This window comes from Streptomyces sp. SN-593 (assembly GCF_016756395.1).
GTDB classification, from domain to species: domain Bacteria; phylum Actinomycetota; class Actinomycetes; order Streptomycetales; family Streptomycetaceae; genus Actinacidiphila; species Actinacidiphila reveromycinica.
The window spans coordinates 5,595,114-5,609,261 of sequence record NZ_AP018365.1 but is presented as its reverse complement, the minus strand read 5'-3'; the positions used below and the strand labels follow the sequence as shown (position 1 = coordinate 5,609,261).

14 protein-coding genes are annotated in these 14,148 nt (G+C 75.5%); 7 read left to right on the top strand and 7 right to left on the bottom strand.

Translation table 11 applies throughout. From position 1 onward, the window contains the following. Positions 1 to 83 precede the first annotated feature (83 nt). Complete coding sequence (locus RVR_RS23900) at positions 84 to 1,037, top strand: VldE C-terminal domain-containing protein (RefSeq protein WP_237404929.1); 954 nt, start codon at positions 84 to 86, stop codon at positions 1,035 to 1,037. 102 nt (positions 1,038 to 1,139) lie between these two features. On the opposite strand, the gene dapC is transcribed toward RVR_RS23900, so the two are convergent. Further along, positions 1,140 to 2,237 carry a succinyldiaminopimelate transaminase gene (gene dapC, locus RVR_RS23895; RefSeq protein ID WP_202235908.1) on the bottom strand — a complete coding sequence of 366 codons (1,098 nt, stop codon included), beginning with the start codon at positions 2,235 to 2,237 and terminating at the stop codon, positions 1,140 to 1,142. A gap of 111 nt (positions 2,238 to 2,348) precedes the next feature. Then, positions 2,349 to 2,669, bottom strand: coding sequence for a ferredoxin (gene fdxA, locus RVR_RS23890; protein WP_040248668.1), 321 nt, complete (start codon positions 2,667 to 2,669; stop codon positions 2,349 to 2,351). A 108-nt stretch (positions 2,670 to 2,777) separates the two neighbouring features. Between fdxA and RVR_RS23885 the strand changes: the two genes are divergently transcribed. After that, the gene (locus tag RVR_RS23885) at positions 2,778 to 3,845 is read left to right on the top strand and encodes a GNAT family N-acetyltransferase (RefSeq protein ID WP_202235907.1); all 1,068 of its coding nucleotides are present in this window, start codon (positions 2,778 to 2,780) and stop codon (positions 3,843 to 3,845) included. Next, positions 3,842 to 4,726 (top strand): transglutaminase family protein, encoded by an 885-nt coding sequence (locus RVR_RS23880; protein ID WP_202235906.1) that lies wholly within the window; start codon positions 3,842 to 3,844, stop codon positions 4,724 to 4,726. The genes RVR_RS23885 and RVR_RS23880 overlap by 4 nt, the downstream gene beginning before the upstream one ends. 27 nt (positions 4,727 to 4,753) lie before the next feature. On the opposite strand, the gene RVR_RS23875 is transcribed toward RVR_RS23880, so the two are convergent. Together RVR_RS23875 and RVR_RS23870 are read right to left on the bottom strand one after the other, a co-directional pair. Then, the gene (locus tag RVR_RS23875; RefSeq protein WP_202235905.1) at positions 4,754 to 5,368 is read right to left on the bottom strand and encodes a response regulator transcription factor; all 615 of its coding nucleotides are present in this window, start codon (positions 5,366 to 5,368) and stop codon (positions 4,754 to 4,756) included. An 85-nt stretch (positions 5,369 to 5,453) separates the two neighbouring features. Then, complete coding sequence (locus RVR_RS23870; RefSeq protein ID WP_202235904.1) at positions 5,454 to 5,783, bottom strand: nuclear transport factor 2 family protein; 330 nt, start codon at positions 5,781 to 5,783, stop codon at positions 5,454 to 5,456. A gap of 201 nt (positions 5,784 to 5,984) precedes the next feature. Between RVR_RS23870 and RVR_RS23865 the strand changes: the two genes are divergently transcribed. The 4 genes from RVR_RS23865 to RVR_RS23850 are packed head-to-tail and all read left to right on the top strand — an operon-like array spanning position 5,985 to position 9,931. Beyond that, complete coding sequence (locus tag RVR_RS23865) at positions 5,985 to 6,956, top strand: ABC transporter ATP-binding protein (RefSeq protein ID WP_202235903.1); 972 nt, start codon at positions 5,985 to 5,987, stop codon at positions 6,954 to 6,956. Continuing rightward, positions 6,953 to 7,693, top strand: coding sequence for an ABC transporter permease (locus tag RVR_RS23860; RefSeq protein ID WP_202235902.1), 741 nt, complete (start codon positions 6,953 to 6,955; stop codon positions 7,691 to 7,693). Before RVR_RS23865 ends, RVR_RS23860 begins: the two co-directional genes overlap by 4 nt. Positions 7,694 to 7,698: 5 nt before the next feature. Then, entirely contained in the window at positions 7,699 to 8,916 is a 1,218-nt protein-coding gene (locus RVR_RS23855) for a sensor histidine kinase (protein ID WP_237405388.1), read from the top strand. 13 nt (positions 8,917 to 8,929) lie between these two features. Then, entirely contained in the window at positions 8,930 to 9,931 is a 1,002-nt protein-coding gene (locus RVR_RS23850; protein WP_202235901.1) for a hypothetical protein, read from the top strand. Between the two features lie 247 nt (positions 9,932 to 10,178). Here RVR_RS23850 and RVR_RS23845 read toward each other — a convergent pair whose 3' ends face one another. The 3 genes from RVR_RS23845 to mshB form a co-directional block, all read right to left on the bottom strand. Then, on the bottom strand, positions 10,179 to 12,554 hold the full coding sequence (locus RVR_RS23845; RefSeq protein ID WP_202235900.1) for a hypothetical protein: 2,376 nt from the start codon (positions 12,552 to 12,554) through the stop codon (positions 10,179 to 10,181). A 152-nt stretch (positions 12,555 to 12,706) separates the two neighbouring features. Continuing rightward, on the bottom strand, positions 12,707 to 13,147 hold the full coding sequence (locus RVR_RS23840; RefSeq protein ID WP_237404928.1) for a DUF6113 family protein: 441 nt from the start codon (positions 13,145 to 13,147) through the stop codon (positions 12,707 to 12,709). After that, on the bottom strand, positions 13,144 to 14,091 hold the full coding sequence (mshB, locus tag RVR_RS23835) for an N-acetyl-1-D-myo-inositol-2-amino-2-deoxy-alpha-D-glucopyranoside deacetylase (protein ID WP_202235899.1): 948 nt from the start codon (positions 14,089 to 14,091) through the stop codon (positions 13,144 to 13,146). Before mshB ends, RVR_RS23840 begins: the two co-directional genes overlap by 4 nt. Between the last annotated feature and the right edge of the window lie 57 nt (positions 14,092 to 14,148).

Here is a 14,148-nt window from a genome sequence, read left to right as displayed (position 1 = left end):
CGCGCCGCGCCGGCGGCCGGCCCGGCAACGGGCGAGCGGGCGGAAGGGCGGGGAGCGGGCCCCGACTTCGGTATGGTTCGGGCGTGCCCGATGCGCCGTCCCCCGCGAACGAGAAGAAGAGGCGCGGCTGCGGCCTGCGCCTGACCGCCGGACTCGTCGTGCTGCTCGCCGTCGGCGGCTACATCGCCTACCGCGTCGAGATCGGCAACAACCCGGCCGCCGCCGGCTGCACCGTCAAGACCGACGGCAACGACCTGGACCTCGACCAGGACCAGGCGGGCAACGCCGCGACGATCGCCGCCGTGGCGATGTCCCGCGGCCTGCCCGAACGCGCGGTGACGATAGCGCTGGCCACCGCGCTCCAGGAGTCCCAGCTTCACAACCTCGACCACGGCGACCGCGACTCCCTCGGGCTCTTCCAGCAGCGCCCGTCCCAGGGCTGGGGCACCGTCCAGCAAATCCAGGACCCGGTCTACGCCTCGAACGCGTTCTACGACAGCCTGGTCAAGATCCAGGGGTACACCAAGCTCCCGGTGACCGTGGCGGCGCAGGAGGTGCAGCGCAGCGGCTACCCGGAGGCGTACGCGCAGCACGAGCAGGACGCCACCTCCCTGGCCGCCGCGCTGACCGGGCAGGAGAGCGGGGCGCTGAGCTGCACCACCGGCGCGGACACCGCCTACAGCGCCGGCGGGCGGCTGGGCGACCCCGCGAAGGTGACGGCGCGGCTGGAGCGGGAGTTCGGCGGCCAGGTGAAGCCGCACGACGACAGCCTGCCGCGCACGGTCGCGGTGCCCTCCGTCCCGTCGGGGACCGCCGCTGCGGGCCAGGGTGAGCAGCGCGGCTGGCAGGTGGCGCAGTGGGCGGTGGCGCACGCGCACGACCTGAAGGTGGAACAGGTGGCCTTCGGCGACGTGCGCTGGCAGGCGGCGAAGTCCGGCAAGGGGTGGCAGAAGGTGGCGGACAAGGGCGGCACGAAGGCGGCGGGGGCGTCCGCGCCGGCCGCCGACACGGTGGTCCGCATCACCGTCACCTCCTGAGGGCGCCCCGGCGACGGCGCACCCTCGCCTCCTGGAGGCGGCCCGCCGCTGGCCCGCCCCGGCGGGTGGTCCCCGAAGCGGCGGACCACCCGCGCCGGAGGGTCAGCCCAGGCGGGAGACCGCCGCGGCCACGCGCTCGTCGGTGGCGGTGAAGGCGACGCGGACGAAGTTCCGTCCGGCGGGACCGTAGAACTCGCCGGGGGCGACGAGGACGCCGTGCTTGGCCAGGTCCCCCACGGTCTGCCAGCACTCCTCGTCCCGGGTCGCCCACAGGTAGAGGCTGGCCTCGCTGTGCTCGACCCGGAATCCCGCGGCCTCGAAGGCGCCGCGCAGCGCGGCGCGGCGCCGGGCGTACCGCTCCTTCTGCTCCACCGCGTGCGCACGGTCGCCGAGCGCGGCGGTCATCGCCGCCTGCACCGGCTGGGGAACGATCATCCCCGCGTGCTTGCGCACCCCGAGGAGTTCCGCCACGACCGCGGGGTCGCCGGCGAGGAAGGCCCCCCGGTAGCCGGCGAAGTTGGACCGCTTGGACAGGGAGTGCACGGCGACCAGCCCGTCGTGGCTGTCGCCGCAGACGTCGGGGTGCAGCACGGAGACCGGCTCGGTGCCCTCCCAGCCCAGTTCGATGTAGCACTCGTCGGAGACGACGAGGATGCCGTGCTCGCGGGCCCACGCCACGATCCGGCGCAGTTCGGCGGCCGGAAGCACGCGGCCGGTCGGGTTGGAGGGGCTGTTGAGCCAGAGCAGCCGGGTCCGGACCGGGTCGAGGTCGGCGACCGGGTCGTCGTAGCGGGCCGCCCCCGCGCGGGCGATGAGCGCCCCGATCTCGTAGGTCGGGTAGGCGAGCGCGGGGTAGCCGACCTGGTCGCCCTCCCGGAGGTCGAGCAGGGTGGGCAGCCAGCCGACCAGTTCCTTGGAGCCGATCAGCGGCAGGATGTGCGCCGGGGCCGCCCCGCTGACGCCGTGCCACTCCCGCAGGTACTGCGCGGCGGCCTCCCGCAGCGCGGCCGTGCCGTAGGTGAGCGGGTAGCCGGGGCTGTCCGCGGCGGCGGCCAGCGCCTGCCGGATCACCTCGGGGACGGGGTCCACCGGAGTGCCGACGGACAGGTCGACCACCCCGTCGGGGTGCGCGGCCGCCGTGTCCAGGTAGGGCTCCAGGCGGTCCCAGGGGAAGACCGGAAGGCGGGCGGAGATGCTCAACGGGCTCACTCTCGCAGGTGGTTCGTACGGTGGCACAGCACACCGGGCCCCGACAGCGGCGCTGCCGCTACGGGGCCCGGCGGTCGTCAGCTCCGGGGGTCGGTCACCGGGTCACTGGTTCTGCGGCGGCAGTTCCGCGACGAAGGGGTGGTCGCGCTCGATGAGCCCGAGCTTCGAGGCCCCGCCCGGCGAGCCGAGCTCGTCGAAGAACTCCACGTTGGCCTTGTAGTAGTCCTTCCACTCCTCCGGGGTGTCGTCCTCGTAGAAGATCGCCTCGACCGGGCAAACCGGCTCACACGCGCCGCAGTCGACACACTCGTCCGGATGGATGTACAAGGACCGTGAGCCCTCGTAGATGCAGTCGACCGGGCACTCTTCGATGCACGCCTTGTCCTTGACGTCGACACAAGGCTGCGCGATGACGTAGGTCACGCTGTCGTTCCTCCTCGGTAGGGCTCATCTCGCGCGGGAGCGCGGCGTCGTCGATGCCCGCACCTAGTATCTCCGTTCCTGGGCACGTTCCGAACAGGAGGGGCACGCATGCCAGGGGATTTCTCGTCCGGGGTTCGACTCGAAATCCGGATCACCCCCGCTGACGTGGGAAAACGCGTCTCGGTCCGCCAGGTGATCCAGGTTACCGACGGGCATCCTACGTTCACCGATACGGTCGGTGTTCTCGCATCCTGGGATACGGGAGTGGTCTGCGTCACTCGGCGGACCGGGGAGACGGTGCGGATCGGGGAGGAGACGCTGGTGGCGGGGAAGGTGGTGCCGCCCGCGCCCGAGCGGCGCGGCGCCGGCGGGCGAGGGGCGGGAGCGGCGGTGGCGCCGGGCGTGTCGGAAGGGGCGTACGGGACCGGTAGGGCAGGAGACGCCGGTGGGTCCGGCGTCCCGGTGGTGACCGCCGAGGAGATCGAGGCGGTGGCGTCGCGGGCCTGGCCGGCGGTGGAGTCGGCGCCGCTGGGCGGGTGGACGCTGCGCGCGGCGGGCGGCTTCACCCGGCGGGCGAACTCCGTGCTGGTGACCGGCGACCCGGGCGTGCCGCTGCCCCGGGCCCTGGCGGCCGTCACCCGCTGGTACCGGGAGCGCGGCCTCGCGCCGCTCCTCCAGGTGCCCGACTCCTCTCCCTACGCGGACGAGGTGGCGCGCGCGGGGTGGACCCACGAGGCGGACACCCTGGTGCGTACCGCGCCGCTGGGGCCGCTGACGGACCTGCCGGAGCCGCCGGGCGCCGGCGTGGAGCTGTCCCGGGCGCCGGACGCGGCGTGGCTCGCCGCCTACCACCGCACCGGCGAACTCGCCGACGCCGCGCTCCGGGTGGTCTCCGGCGGTCCGTCGGTGTGGTTCGCCGGCGCGCCCGGCGCCATCGGCCGGGCCGTCGTCGAGGGGCCCTGGGTGCTGTTCGGCGCGGTCGAGGTGGCGCCCGGGCAGCGCCGCCGGGGCCTGGCCACCGCGGTGATGGGCGCGCTGGCCCGCCGGGCGTACGACGAGGGAGCGCGGGCCGCCTACCTCCAGGTGGAGGCGGACAACGCCGCCGCCCGGGCGCTCTACGACGGGCTGGGCTTCACCGACCACCACCGCTACCACTACCGGCGCTCCCCGGCATGACGTCCTCGGTACGCGAACGGTTCGCCGCCGCCGCCCGCGAGGAGCGGCCCGACCTGGCGGAGCTGTGCCTGCTGATCGGCGCGGAGGCCGACCCCGCGCTGGACGGCCCGGTCGCCGACCTCGCCCAGATCGAGCTGGACCGGCTGGCCGGGCTGCTCCCCTACGGTGCGGCCACCCCGCTGGAGTGGGCGCGGGGGCTCGGCCGGGTGCTGGGCGCCGGGCACGGCTTCCACGGCACGCCCTCGGACTACGGGCGGCTGTCGTCGTCGCTGCTCCAGGAGGTGCTGCGGCGGCGGCGCGGCCTGCCGATCCTGCTGTCGGTGGTGTGGATGGAGGTGGCACGGCGCGCGGGGGCGCCGGTCCACGGGGTGGGGCTGCCCGGGCACTTCGTGGTGGCGCTGGGCGACCTGGATCCGGACGGCGGGCGGTTCGGGCCGGAGGGCGGGACGGGCCCGGCACCGTACGTCCTGGTCGATCCGTTCGACGCGGGACGCGTGCTGTCCGGGCCGGACGCCGAGCGGCTGACGGCGGGCGCGCTCGGCGGCGTCCGCGGGCGTACGGGCGGGCCCGCGCCGTACGCCCCCGCCGCCGCGGACACGCTCGACATCGTCCGCCGCGTGCTCAACAACATCCGGGCCTGGGCGGCGCCGCGGCCCGAGCGGCTCCCCGTCCAACTGTGGTCCCTCGACCTGACGCTGCTCCTCCCCCGCCACCCGGCGCGGCTGCGCTACGAGCGGGCGCAGGTGCTGGTGCAGATGGGCGACTTCCTGGGCGGCGCCGCGGAGATGGAGGAGTACGCCGAGGTGATCGGCTCGTTCGACCCGGAGACCGCGGCCGCCATCCGTACGCAGGCGCGTGCGGCGCGGGCCCGGCTGAACTGACCCCGCGGGCAGGGGCGCCCGAAGGGGTCAGAGCCAGCCCTTCTCACGGGCGATCCGCACCGCCTCCGCCCGGTTGCGGGCGCCCGTCTTCTGGATGGCGGTGGACAGGTAGTTCCGCACGGTGCCCTCGGACAGCAGCAGCCGCCGCGCGATCTCCGCGTTGACCGAGCCGTCGGCGGCGGCGTTGAGCACCTCGCGTTCGCGTCCGGTGAGCGGGTCCGCGCCCTCCGCCAGCGCGGCCGCGGCCAGCGAGGGGTCGATCACGCGCTCGCCGGCCAGCACCCGCCGCACCGCGTCGGCGAGTTGGGAGGCGGGCGCGTCCTTCACGAGGAACGCCTGCGCGCCCGACTCCATCGCGCGCCGCAGGTACCCGGGCCGGCCGAAGGTGGTCACGATGACGACCTTCACCGCCGGAGCCGCCTCGCGGACCCGGCCGGCCGCCTCGATACCGGTCAGCCCGGGCATCTCGATGTCGAGCAGCGCCACGTCGGGCCGGTGCTCCAGCACCGCGGCCACCACCTCGTCGCCCCGCGCGACCTGCGCCACGACCTCGATGTCCTCCTCAAGGCCGAGGAGCGTGGCCAGCGCCTCCCGGACCATCGACTGGTCGTCGGCCAGCAGAACCCGGATGATCCCCGTCACCCCGGCAGGTTAGCGGCTCCCGCGGCCGGATCCGGACCCGGGCGGGGTCCGGACCCGGGGCGGGGTCCGGACCCGGGGCGGGCGGTCACCCGGTGATGCGCATCAGCTCGACGTGGTCGCCGGAGACGGTGAAGGCGAAGTCGGACAGGCCGTTGAAGCCGTTCCCGCCGACCCGGGTGGAGACGGTCGTGGTGCCGTCGTCGGTGCGGGTGCCGGTGACCCGGAGGGTGACCTGCTTGCCGATGAACTCCGCGTCGCTCCACTGCCGGATGGCGTCGTGGCCGCGGAAGACGCGGCCCCAGTCGTCCACCGCGCCGTCCGGGGCGAACGCGGCGAGGAAGTCCTCGGTGTTCCCCGCGTCCGCCGCCTCCAGGGCTGCGGCGACGGGGATCGGCAGGGGCTCAGGGCTGGTCATGCCCGCTCAACGACGGCCCGCACGGCGGGTCACGCACCGGCTCGGCCGATCGGGCGGCCCGCACCGGGCACCCGGGCCGGGTGGCGGGGCGCACCCGGCCGGCACCGTACGGCCCGGCGCCGGACCGTATGACATCTGTCATGCGGATGTCACGACCGGGCGCACTGCCGCCGGACCCGCCCGGCGCGGGACAGTGGTGCCATGACCGCACCATCAGTGAGCACGAACACGCAGGCACAGGGCGGGGGCCGGGCCCCGGGGGAAGCCGTGGTGAGCTTCCGGGACGTGGGCAAGAGCTTCGGGGCCGTACGCGCGGTGGCCGAACTGAGCCTGGAACTGCACCCCGGCGAGACGGTGGCGCTGCTCGGGCCCAACGGCGCCGGCAAGTCCACCGCGCTCGACCTGCTCCTCGGCCTGAAGAACGCCGACCAGGGGGAGGTGAGGGTGTTCGGCTCCACCCCGGCGCAGGCCATCGCCAAGGGGCGGCTCGGCGCGATGCTCCAAAGCGGCGGGCTGATGGAGGAGGTCACCGTGCGCGAACTGGTCGCGCTCGCCTGCGACCTGCACCCGAGGGCGTACCCGGTGGACCAGGTGCTGGCCGCCGCCGACCTCACCGGAATCCGGGACCGGAAGGTGAACAAGCTCTCCGGCGGCCAGGAGCAGCGGGTCCGGTTCGCGATGGCCACGGCCGGCGAGAACGACCTGATCGTGCTCGACGAGCCGACCACGGGCATGGACGTGAGCGCGCGGCAGGCGTTCTGGGCGACGATGCGCGCCCAGGTCGACCGGGGCCGTACGGTGCTGTTCGCCACGCACTACCTGGAGGAGGCGGACGCGATCGCGGACCGCGTGCTGGTCCTGCACCGGGGCCGGCTGATCGCGGACGGCACGGCGGCCGAGATCAAGGCGCGCGCGGGGGCCCGCCGGATCACCTTCGACCTGGCCGGCGCCGTCGACGAGGCGGCGCTGCGCGCGCTGCCGAACGTGGTGGGCCTGGACGTGACCGGCCCGACCGTGCGCATCCGCTCCGACGACGCGGACGCCACCGTGCACGCGGTCTACGGGCTGGGCCTGTACCCGCGCAACCTGGAGGTCGCCGGGCTCGGCCTGGAGCAGGCGTTCCTCGCCATCACCGACGCCGCGACCAGCGCAGAGGAGGCGGGACGGCGATGACGACGCTGATCCGGCTGGAGATCACCCGCACCCTGCGGAACCGCAAGTTCATGTTCTTCTCGGTGCTGTACCCGGCGTTCCTGTTCCTGGCGGTCGGCCTGAGCTACAAGAAGGGCGACACGGTCGGGGGCCACGGGCTGTCGGCGGTGGCCTACCTGATGGTCTCGATGGCCGCGTTCGGCGCGATGACGGCGGTGCTGATGGGCAACGCCGAGCGGATCGCCCGCGAGCGGGAGAAGGGCTGGGTGCGCCAGCTACGGCTGACCGCGCTGCCCGGCCGCGGCTACGTCACCGCGAAGGTCGCCTCCGCGGCCACCGTCAGCCTGCCCTCGATCCTGGTGGTGCTGCTGATCGGCGGCACCGTGAAGGACGTCCGGCTGGACGCCTGGCAGTGGGTGGCGATCGCCTTCAGCACCTGGGCCGGCAGCCTGGTCTTCGCGGCGCTCGGGGTGGCGATCGGCTACCTGGCCACCGCGGACGTGGCCCGGCCGGTGTCCATGCTCTTCTACTTCGGCCTGGCGGTCCTCGGCGGTCTGTGGGTGCCGATCTACAGTTTCCCGCAGTGGCTGCAGAACCTCGCCGGCTACCTCCCGGCGCGGCCGTACGTGGCCGTGAGCCAGGCGATCGAGGTGGGGAGCTCCCCGCACGCCAAGGACGTCACCGTCCTGATCGTCTACCTGCTGCTCTTCGCGGGGGCGGCGGCCTGGCTCTACCGCAAGGACACCCGGAAGGCGTGACCCGTATGACCGGCGAGGCGTGGCCGCAGTGGCGGCGGGAGGTGGAGGAGGCCGACACCAGCCCGATGGGGCGGCCGCCCGAGACCCGCAGGCAGGCGCTGATCAAGCTGATGTGGATCGGCGTCTGGCTCGCCTACCTCGGCTCGCCGGTGGGCGACCTGGTCGACGGCGGCCACCCGGCGGCCGTCGTCGTGCCCGCCGCCCTCGGCCTGGCCGCCTTCGTCGGCGCGTACCTGGTGCTGGCGCTCTTCCGCACCAGCGACCCGGAGCCGCCCGCCCCCTGGGTGCACGCGACGCTCGTCGGGCTGGCGGCGCTGTCGCTGACCTTGTCGCTCACGCTCGGCAAGGACTGGCTGGTGCTGTACGTGTACGTCTCCGTGGCGTGCGGGGCCGCCCTGCCGGGCAGGCACTCGCGGTGGGCGGTCCCCCTGTCGGCCGGCCTGCTCGTCGCGACCGCGCTGGTCGTCGACCGGTCCGCCTCGCTCTACCCGGAACTGCTGCTGCCCGCGCTGCTCGGCGGCTTCGCGATGATCGGCGTGCAGCAGCTCGTGCGCACCATGCGGGAGCTGCGGGCCGCCCGGGACACCGTGGCCCAGCTCGCCGCCACCGAGGAGCGGCTGCGGCTCGCCCGCGACCTGCACGACCTGCTCGGGCACTCGCTCTCCCTGATCACCCTCAAGAGCGAACTGGCCGGCCGGATGCTGCCGGACCGGCCGCACGACGCGGCCCGGCAGGTCTTCGACATCGAGTCGGTCAGCCGCCAGGCGCTGGTGGACGTGCGCGAGGCGGTCAGCGGCTACCGGCGCCCGACGCTGGCCACCGAGGTCGTCTCGGCCCGCAGCGCGCTGGCCGCGGCGGGCGTCTCGGCCCGGCTGCACGTCCCCGAGCGGGTGGACGGCCTCACCCCGGCAGCGGAGGGCGCGCTCGCCTGGGCGCTGCGCGAGGCGGCGACCAACGTGGTGCGGCACAGCGGCGCGGCGACCTGCGTGGTGGCACTGGAGACCGGCGGGGGCAACGCGACGCTGACGGTGTCCGACGACGGACGCGGGCCGGATCACTCCCGCCCGGCGGGGAACGGGCTGACCGGGCTGGGTGAGCGGCTGGTGCTGGCCGGCGGCACCCTGCGCACCTCCCGCGCGGGGGACGGCGGCTTCACGCTGACCGCGGTGGTGCCGCTCGACCCGGCTCCGGTGGGCGCGAACCGGCCGCCGGGTGGCGAGTAGTAGGGTCCGGGCTGTGCCCGAGACCCCCGAGTTGCCCGAGATCCCCGCGCCGAGCCCGGCCGCCCCCGACGATCCCGAAGCCGGCGCCGGCGGTGCGACCGCGGCAGCGGGACCCGTCGGGGCGGCGCCCGCACCGGACACCGCAGCCGACGGCGACGACAGCGGCGAGGCGGCCGTCCGGCCCGGGACCGGCCACGGCGGCGCCGGAGCGGACCCCGGCGAGCCCGGCTTCGCCCGCTCCGCGGCGGTCGGGGTCACCGGGGGCCTCGTCCCGGACTCCGTGCTGCAGATCGCCGTGCGCGCCACGCTGCCGTTCCAGGCGGCCCGCGCGGACCGCAGCTTCGCCACCGCGTTCTGGTACAACGACCTGATCGAGACCGGCGGCGACCACGAGGTGATCCGGCAGTACCTCGTCACGGCCGCGCCCCGCACCCGCTTCGAGATCGGGCAGTGGACGCTGCGCGGCGACCTCACCGACCCCGAACAGCCCCTCGACGAGCTGGTGATGGCCGGCTTCGCCAAGCGCTGGACGGTGCTCGGCGACCTCGGCGTCGCGGTGATGCCCACCGTGGACCTGCACCTGCACGCCGAACGCAAGGGCTGGCGCTGGGACACCCAGGAGGTCACCGACGGGCTCGCCGCGCGGGCCGAGGACATCGCGGCGCTCGGCGAGGGGCCGCTGCCGGCCTACGTCCTGGGGCACGCGGCCGACGACAGCGGCACGTCCGCGCACCCGGACCGGCCGCAGTCCCTGCTGCCGGGCGAGGTGCGCCGCGCGGCCCCCGACGCCCCGCTGACCTGGTCGGACCCGCTGCCCACCGGTTTCGACGGCGCGCCGGTCTTCGCCGCCCTGCCGCTGCCCGACGAGCAGTTGAAACTGCTGTGCCTGGGGGTCGCGCTGCCGGGCGCGGGCGGCCCGGACGCACCGGCGACCGTGGTCACCTTCGCCGAACTGCGCTCCGCGATCCACGCGCTGGCCCCCCGCCGCAGGCGCCACTGGTGGCAGCGCGGCTGAGGCGTGTCCGGCGGGGGCCGCCGGGCTCTGAGGGCCCGCCCCGGCCCGCGGGGCTGCCGGCGGCGAGTGCTCCCGGTTCCCCTGGTTCCTGTCCGGCGGATCCTGCCGGGCCCACTGCGCCCGGCACCCGCACCTCCCTGCGGTGTCGAACCACCCACGGACGACCCGGTACGCGGATGCTTCTCCGCCTTGCGACGCACGGCACCGGACCCCGCGAGCCCGACCGGCACGCCCCGCCGGACAGGCCCTAGCCGAGCACCGCGTCCGGGAGCGTCACGCTCCGCCCGGCGATCGTCTTGGAGTTGAGCGCCTGGATCAGCGCGGTGGCGACGTCCTGCGGGGTGACCGCGGTCTTCGACCCGTCGCCGCGCTCCAGGAGCACTCCGTCGAAGGAGTTGCCGTACAGCGACTGGAGGGTCTTCAGGTCGATGTGCGGGGCGAGCTGCCCGTCTGCGGTGGCCTGCATGGTGAGGAACTGCGGCAGCGTGTTCTCGAACGGCACGTCGTGGCCTGCGGCGAGGATGTGCACCGGGCCCATCATCGCGGTCTTGCCGAAGCCGCTGACGGCCTTGTCCAGGGCCGCCTGCGTGACCTTCGGCTGGACCGTGGTGACCTTCAGGTCGACCGGGGTGTTGCGGCCGGACTCGGCCCGCTGCCGGTAGGCGGCGGAGACCTGGGTCGCGGCGGCGTCCACGTCGACGGCCTGGCTCGGCTTGCCGGGCACCGGGACGGCCTTGCCGTCCTCGAAGCGCACCATGCCGTCGGAGCCCTGGGCGGACGGGCCCGCCACGGACGTCAGCGCCGCCTTGAGCTTGTCCTGGTCGACCACCACCACCGGCTCCTCGACCCGGGTCTGGCCGAAGAGCGAGCCGACCACCGAGACCGGGTTGTAGTCGGGGTGCGCGACCTTGCGGACGGTGGCGTCGGTGTCGACGGACAGGCCCGCGATCGACGGCTTGAGGGAGTGCTGCTTGCCGCCGACGGTGATCGTCAGCGCCGCGGTCCCCCGGTTGCCGAGCGCGGTGTCGAGCTTCTTGACGGCAGCCGCCTGGCTGGTGTTGCCGATGTCCACGCCCAGCACGGTGGTGCCCTTGGGCACGTCGGAGTGGTTCATCAGCAGCCCGGCGCCGTAGGCGACGACGGCGACGCCGACCACCGCGGCACCGAGCAGCGCCGGCTTGGAGCGGCCCTTCTTCGCCGGCTTGGCCGACGCGGCCGGGGAGGACGGCGCGGGGGCGCCCGCGGCGGAGCCGGCCGCCGCCTTCGCTCCCGGCGGCACGGACCCAGGGCCGGCGGCGCCGGGCCGCCCGGCCGACCGGTCGCGGCCCTCGTCCGCCGGTACCGGCGGGATGCCGCCGACCAGGGTGTCGCTCGCGGACCGCTTCCCGGACGGGCGGGAGCCGGCCGGGTTCGGCGGGCGGAAGGCGTGCTCGCCGGTGTCCCCGGTCACCGGCGGCACCGCCATGTCGCCGGTGGCCGGCCCGGTGGTGGCCCCGGCGGGCGGCAGCGGCGCGCCGCCGTCCCCGAACGGGTCGGTGGGGATGCCGCGCGGCACTCCGGGCGGGAAGCCCTCGGTGCCGAACGGACCGTTCCCGGTGCCCTGTTCGGCGCCGCCCGCCGCGCCCGGGGGCGTCTCGAAGGACCTCGGGAACCCGTCCGAGGGCGTGTCGTGCGGGCCGCGCGCGGCGGGGCCGTCGTCGAACGGCGAGCCCACCGGCGGCGGCAGGAACGCCTGCGGGATCTGCTGCGTACCGGTGTCGGGGTCGGAGAACTGCTCGGTGTACGGCGCCGGGAAGGGGTCGTTCGCCTGCGGGGTGCCCGCGGCGGGGGTGCCGGCGCCGAAGAAGCTCCCGTCCGCGGCCGGCGGCACCGTGAAGCCGCCGCCGGACGTCCCGCCCGCGGGCGCGGCACCGCGCGGGAAGTCGCCCTGGAAGCCGTCGCCGGAGAAGCCTTCGGAGAACCCGTCGCCCGTCGCCGGCACGCCCGGGGGGAAGCCGGCGGGGGCCGGCCCGGCGCCGGGCGCGCCCGCGGCCGCGCCGCCCTGGAACCCGTCGCCGCGCGGGCCGTTGCCAGGCGCCTGCCCGGCGCCCGGACCGGTGGCCGGGCTCGCGCCCGGGCCCGAGGACCCGACCGGCTTGCGCGGCACGAACCAGTCGCTGGTCTTCTCCTTCTTGTCCTTCTTCTCCGCCTTCTCGGCGCGCTCCGACGGCTCCTCGCCGTCCTGCCCGCCCTGCCCGCCCTCGGCGGCCGGTTCACCGGCGGAGGCGGCCGCGCCGCCCGCGTCGGGGGTGTCGGCGGCTCCGGCGGCCTGGGGGCCGGCGGAGGCGGCCGCGCCCTCCTCGACGGTGGTCCGCATGACGACCGGCGGAATCGGCCGGGAGCCGGGGATGTTGATCCTGATCCGGGTGGTCAGCGTCGTCTCGGTCCTGGGTTCGCCGGCCGCGTCCGCGTTCCTGCCCTGTTCGGCCGCGCCGGCGCCGTCCTGCTCCTGGTCGGCCTGCGGCCGCTCCTGCGGGTGCAGCGACGGGAAGGGGCGGGGGCCGTAAGGCGGGGTCCCTGACGGGTACGCGGCACCGCCGCGTCCCTGGGGACCGGAGGACGAACTGTCAGTTTCACGACTCAAAGCAGGCTCTCCCGGTTTTCCACGCCACCCGGCACGTCAGTCGGCGGGCGGCTCGCCGGCGCACCCACCATACCGACCTGTGCGCTGGGGCGGCTGCGGTCCGGCGGAACGCTGGGCCACACCCAACCATGCGGCGGCCCCTGCCCGCCAAGTCAGGTCCTATTCGTGCCGGATGGGGGTACTTGGGGCAGCGTGGCGCAGATCACCGCGCCCAGGGCACCGCCGAGCAGGTAGACGTAGGGGCCGATGCCGGCGGCGAGCAGGAAGTCGCCCTCCGGCTGGGAGCCGCTGAGCAGGATCACGCAGATCAGCCAGACGGCGGCGGGCACCACGGTGCCCAGCCGGGTGCCGGTGAGCCGGCCGCCCCCCAGGAACAGGCCCACGCACCCGGCGAGCGCCAGCAGCAGGCCGCCCGGCTCCCAGGCGGCCTGGACGAGGGCGCCGGCCACCGCGACGGCCACCGCGAGGACGGCGAGGCCGACGTACCCCGCGACGCGGGCGCCCTGCGTCCCGCGCGGATGGCTGGACAGCGGGCCGAAGATCGGCGTGCGGGCGGGCACGGGACGTCCGCGGCCGTCGGCGGGGCGGCTCATCGTCCGCCTCCGGCGGTCCCGCCGTCCTCGCCGCCCCCGGCGGCGCCGACCGGCGCTTTCGCCGAACGCGCCGCGGGCCGCGGGCCGGGGCCGAACAGGTCGTCCGCCCGGCCGGAGGGCTCGCCGCGCACCTGCCGGTAGTACTCGACGGCGAAGATCGGCTGCCCGAGGTCGTTGGAGAGCGCGAAGAAGGGGCCGTCGACGGCGATCTGCGAGGCGTGCGCGCGCATCGCGGCCGTCTTGCGGCCGGCGTGGGCGGAGCCGTCCACCGACACCGTCACGAGGGCGTCGTCGACCACGCCGGGGACGTCGTCCGGGGTCGCGACGCCGGCGAAGGGGACGTCCCGGCCCCGGGCGGCGAGCCGGTCGAAGCCGGCCTGCACGACCGAGCGGGGCGTGCAGATCTCGTAGACCCGGTCGACCCGGTGGCCGCGCCCGGCGGCGAGTTCGTAGCCGCGCAGGGCGATGCGGTGCGCCTGGATGTGGTCCGGGTGGCCGTAGCCGCCGTTGTCGTCATAGGTGACCAGGACCTGGGGGCGCACCTCCAGGATGACGTCGGCGAGGTGGCCGGCCGCCTCGTCCAGGTCGGCACGCCACAGGCAGGCCGGGTTGTCGTTCTGGGCGGCGCCCATCATCCCGGAGTCCCGGTAGCGGCCGGGGCCGCCCAGGAACCGGTGGTCGGTGACCCCCAACTCGGCCATGGCCGCGCCCAGCTCGCCGATCCGGTGCGCGCCGAGGGTGTCGTCGCGGTCGGCGGCGAGGTGCGCCAGCTCCGGCGGGATCACCTCGCCCTCCTCGCCGAGGGTGCAGGTGACGAGGGTGACGCGTGCCCCCTCGGCCGCGTACCTGGCCATGGTGGCGCCGTTGTTGATCGTCTCGTCGTCCGGGTGGGCGTGGACGAACAGCAGGCGCCGCTCGGGGGTGCCGCCGGGAGCATCGGTCATGGTCGAAGCCTACGGCTCCGCACACCGGACCCGGGCGGCGGCCCGTGCCGCCGCCCG

Bases quoted from the DNA above. Each gene is read 5' to 3' on its own strand.
- RVR_RS23885 (WP_202235907.1), top strand. From the start codon at position 2,778: ATGCCAGGGGATTTCTCGTCCGGGGTTCGACTCGAAATCCGGATCACC.
- RVR_RS23880 (WP_202235906.1), top strand. From the start codon at position 3,842: ATGACGTCCTCGGTACGCGAACGGTTCGCCGCCGCCGCCCGCGAGGAG.
- RVR_RS23870 (WP_202235904.1), bottom strand. From the start codon at position 5,783: ATGACCAGCCCTGAGCCCCTGCCGATCCCCGTCGCCGCAGCCCTGGAG.
- RVR_RS23865 (WP_202235903.1), top strand. From the start codon at position 5,985: ATGACCGCACCATCAGTGAGCACGAACACGCAGGCACAGGGCGGGGGC.
- RVR_RS23860 (WP_202235902.1), top strand. From the start codon at position 6,953: ATGACGACGCTGATCCGGCTGGAGATCACCCGCACCCTGCGGAACCGC.
- RVR_RS23855 (WP_237405388.1), top strand. From the start codon at position 7,699: ATGACCGGCGAGGCGTGGCCGCAGTGGCGGCGGGAGGTGGAGGAGGCC.
- RVR_RS23840 (WP_237404928.1), bottom strand. From the start codon at position 13,147: ATGAGCCGCCCCGCCGACGGCCGCGGACGTCCCGTGCCCGCCCGCACG.
- mshB (WP_202235899.1), bottom strand. From the start codon at position 14,091: ATGACCGATGCTCCCGGCGGCACCCCCGAGCGGCGCCTGCTGTTCGTC.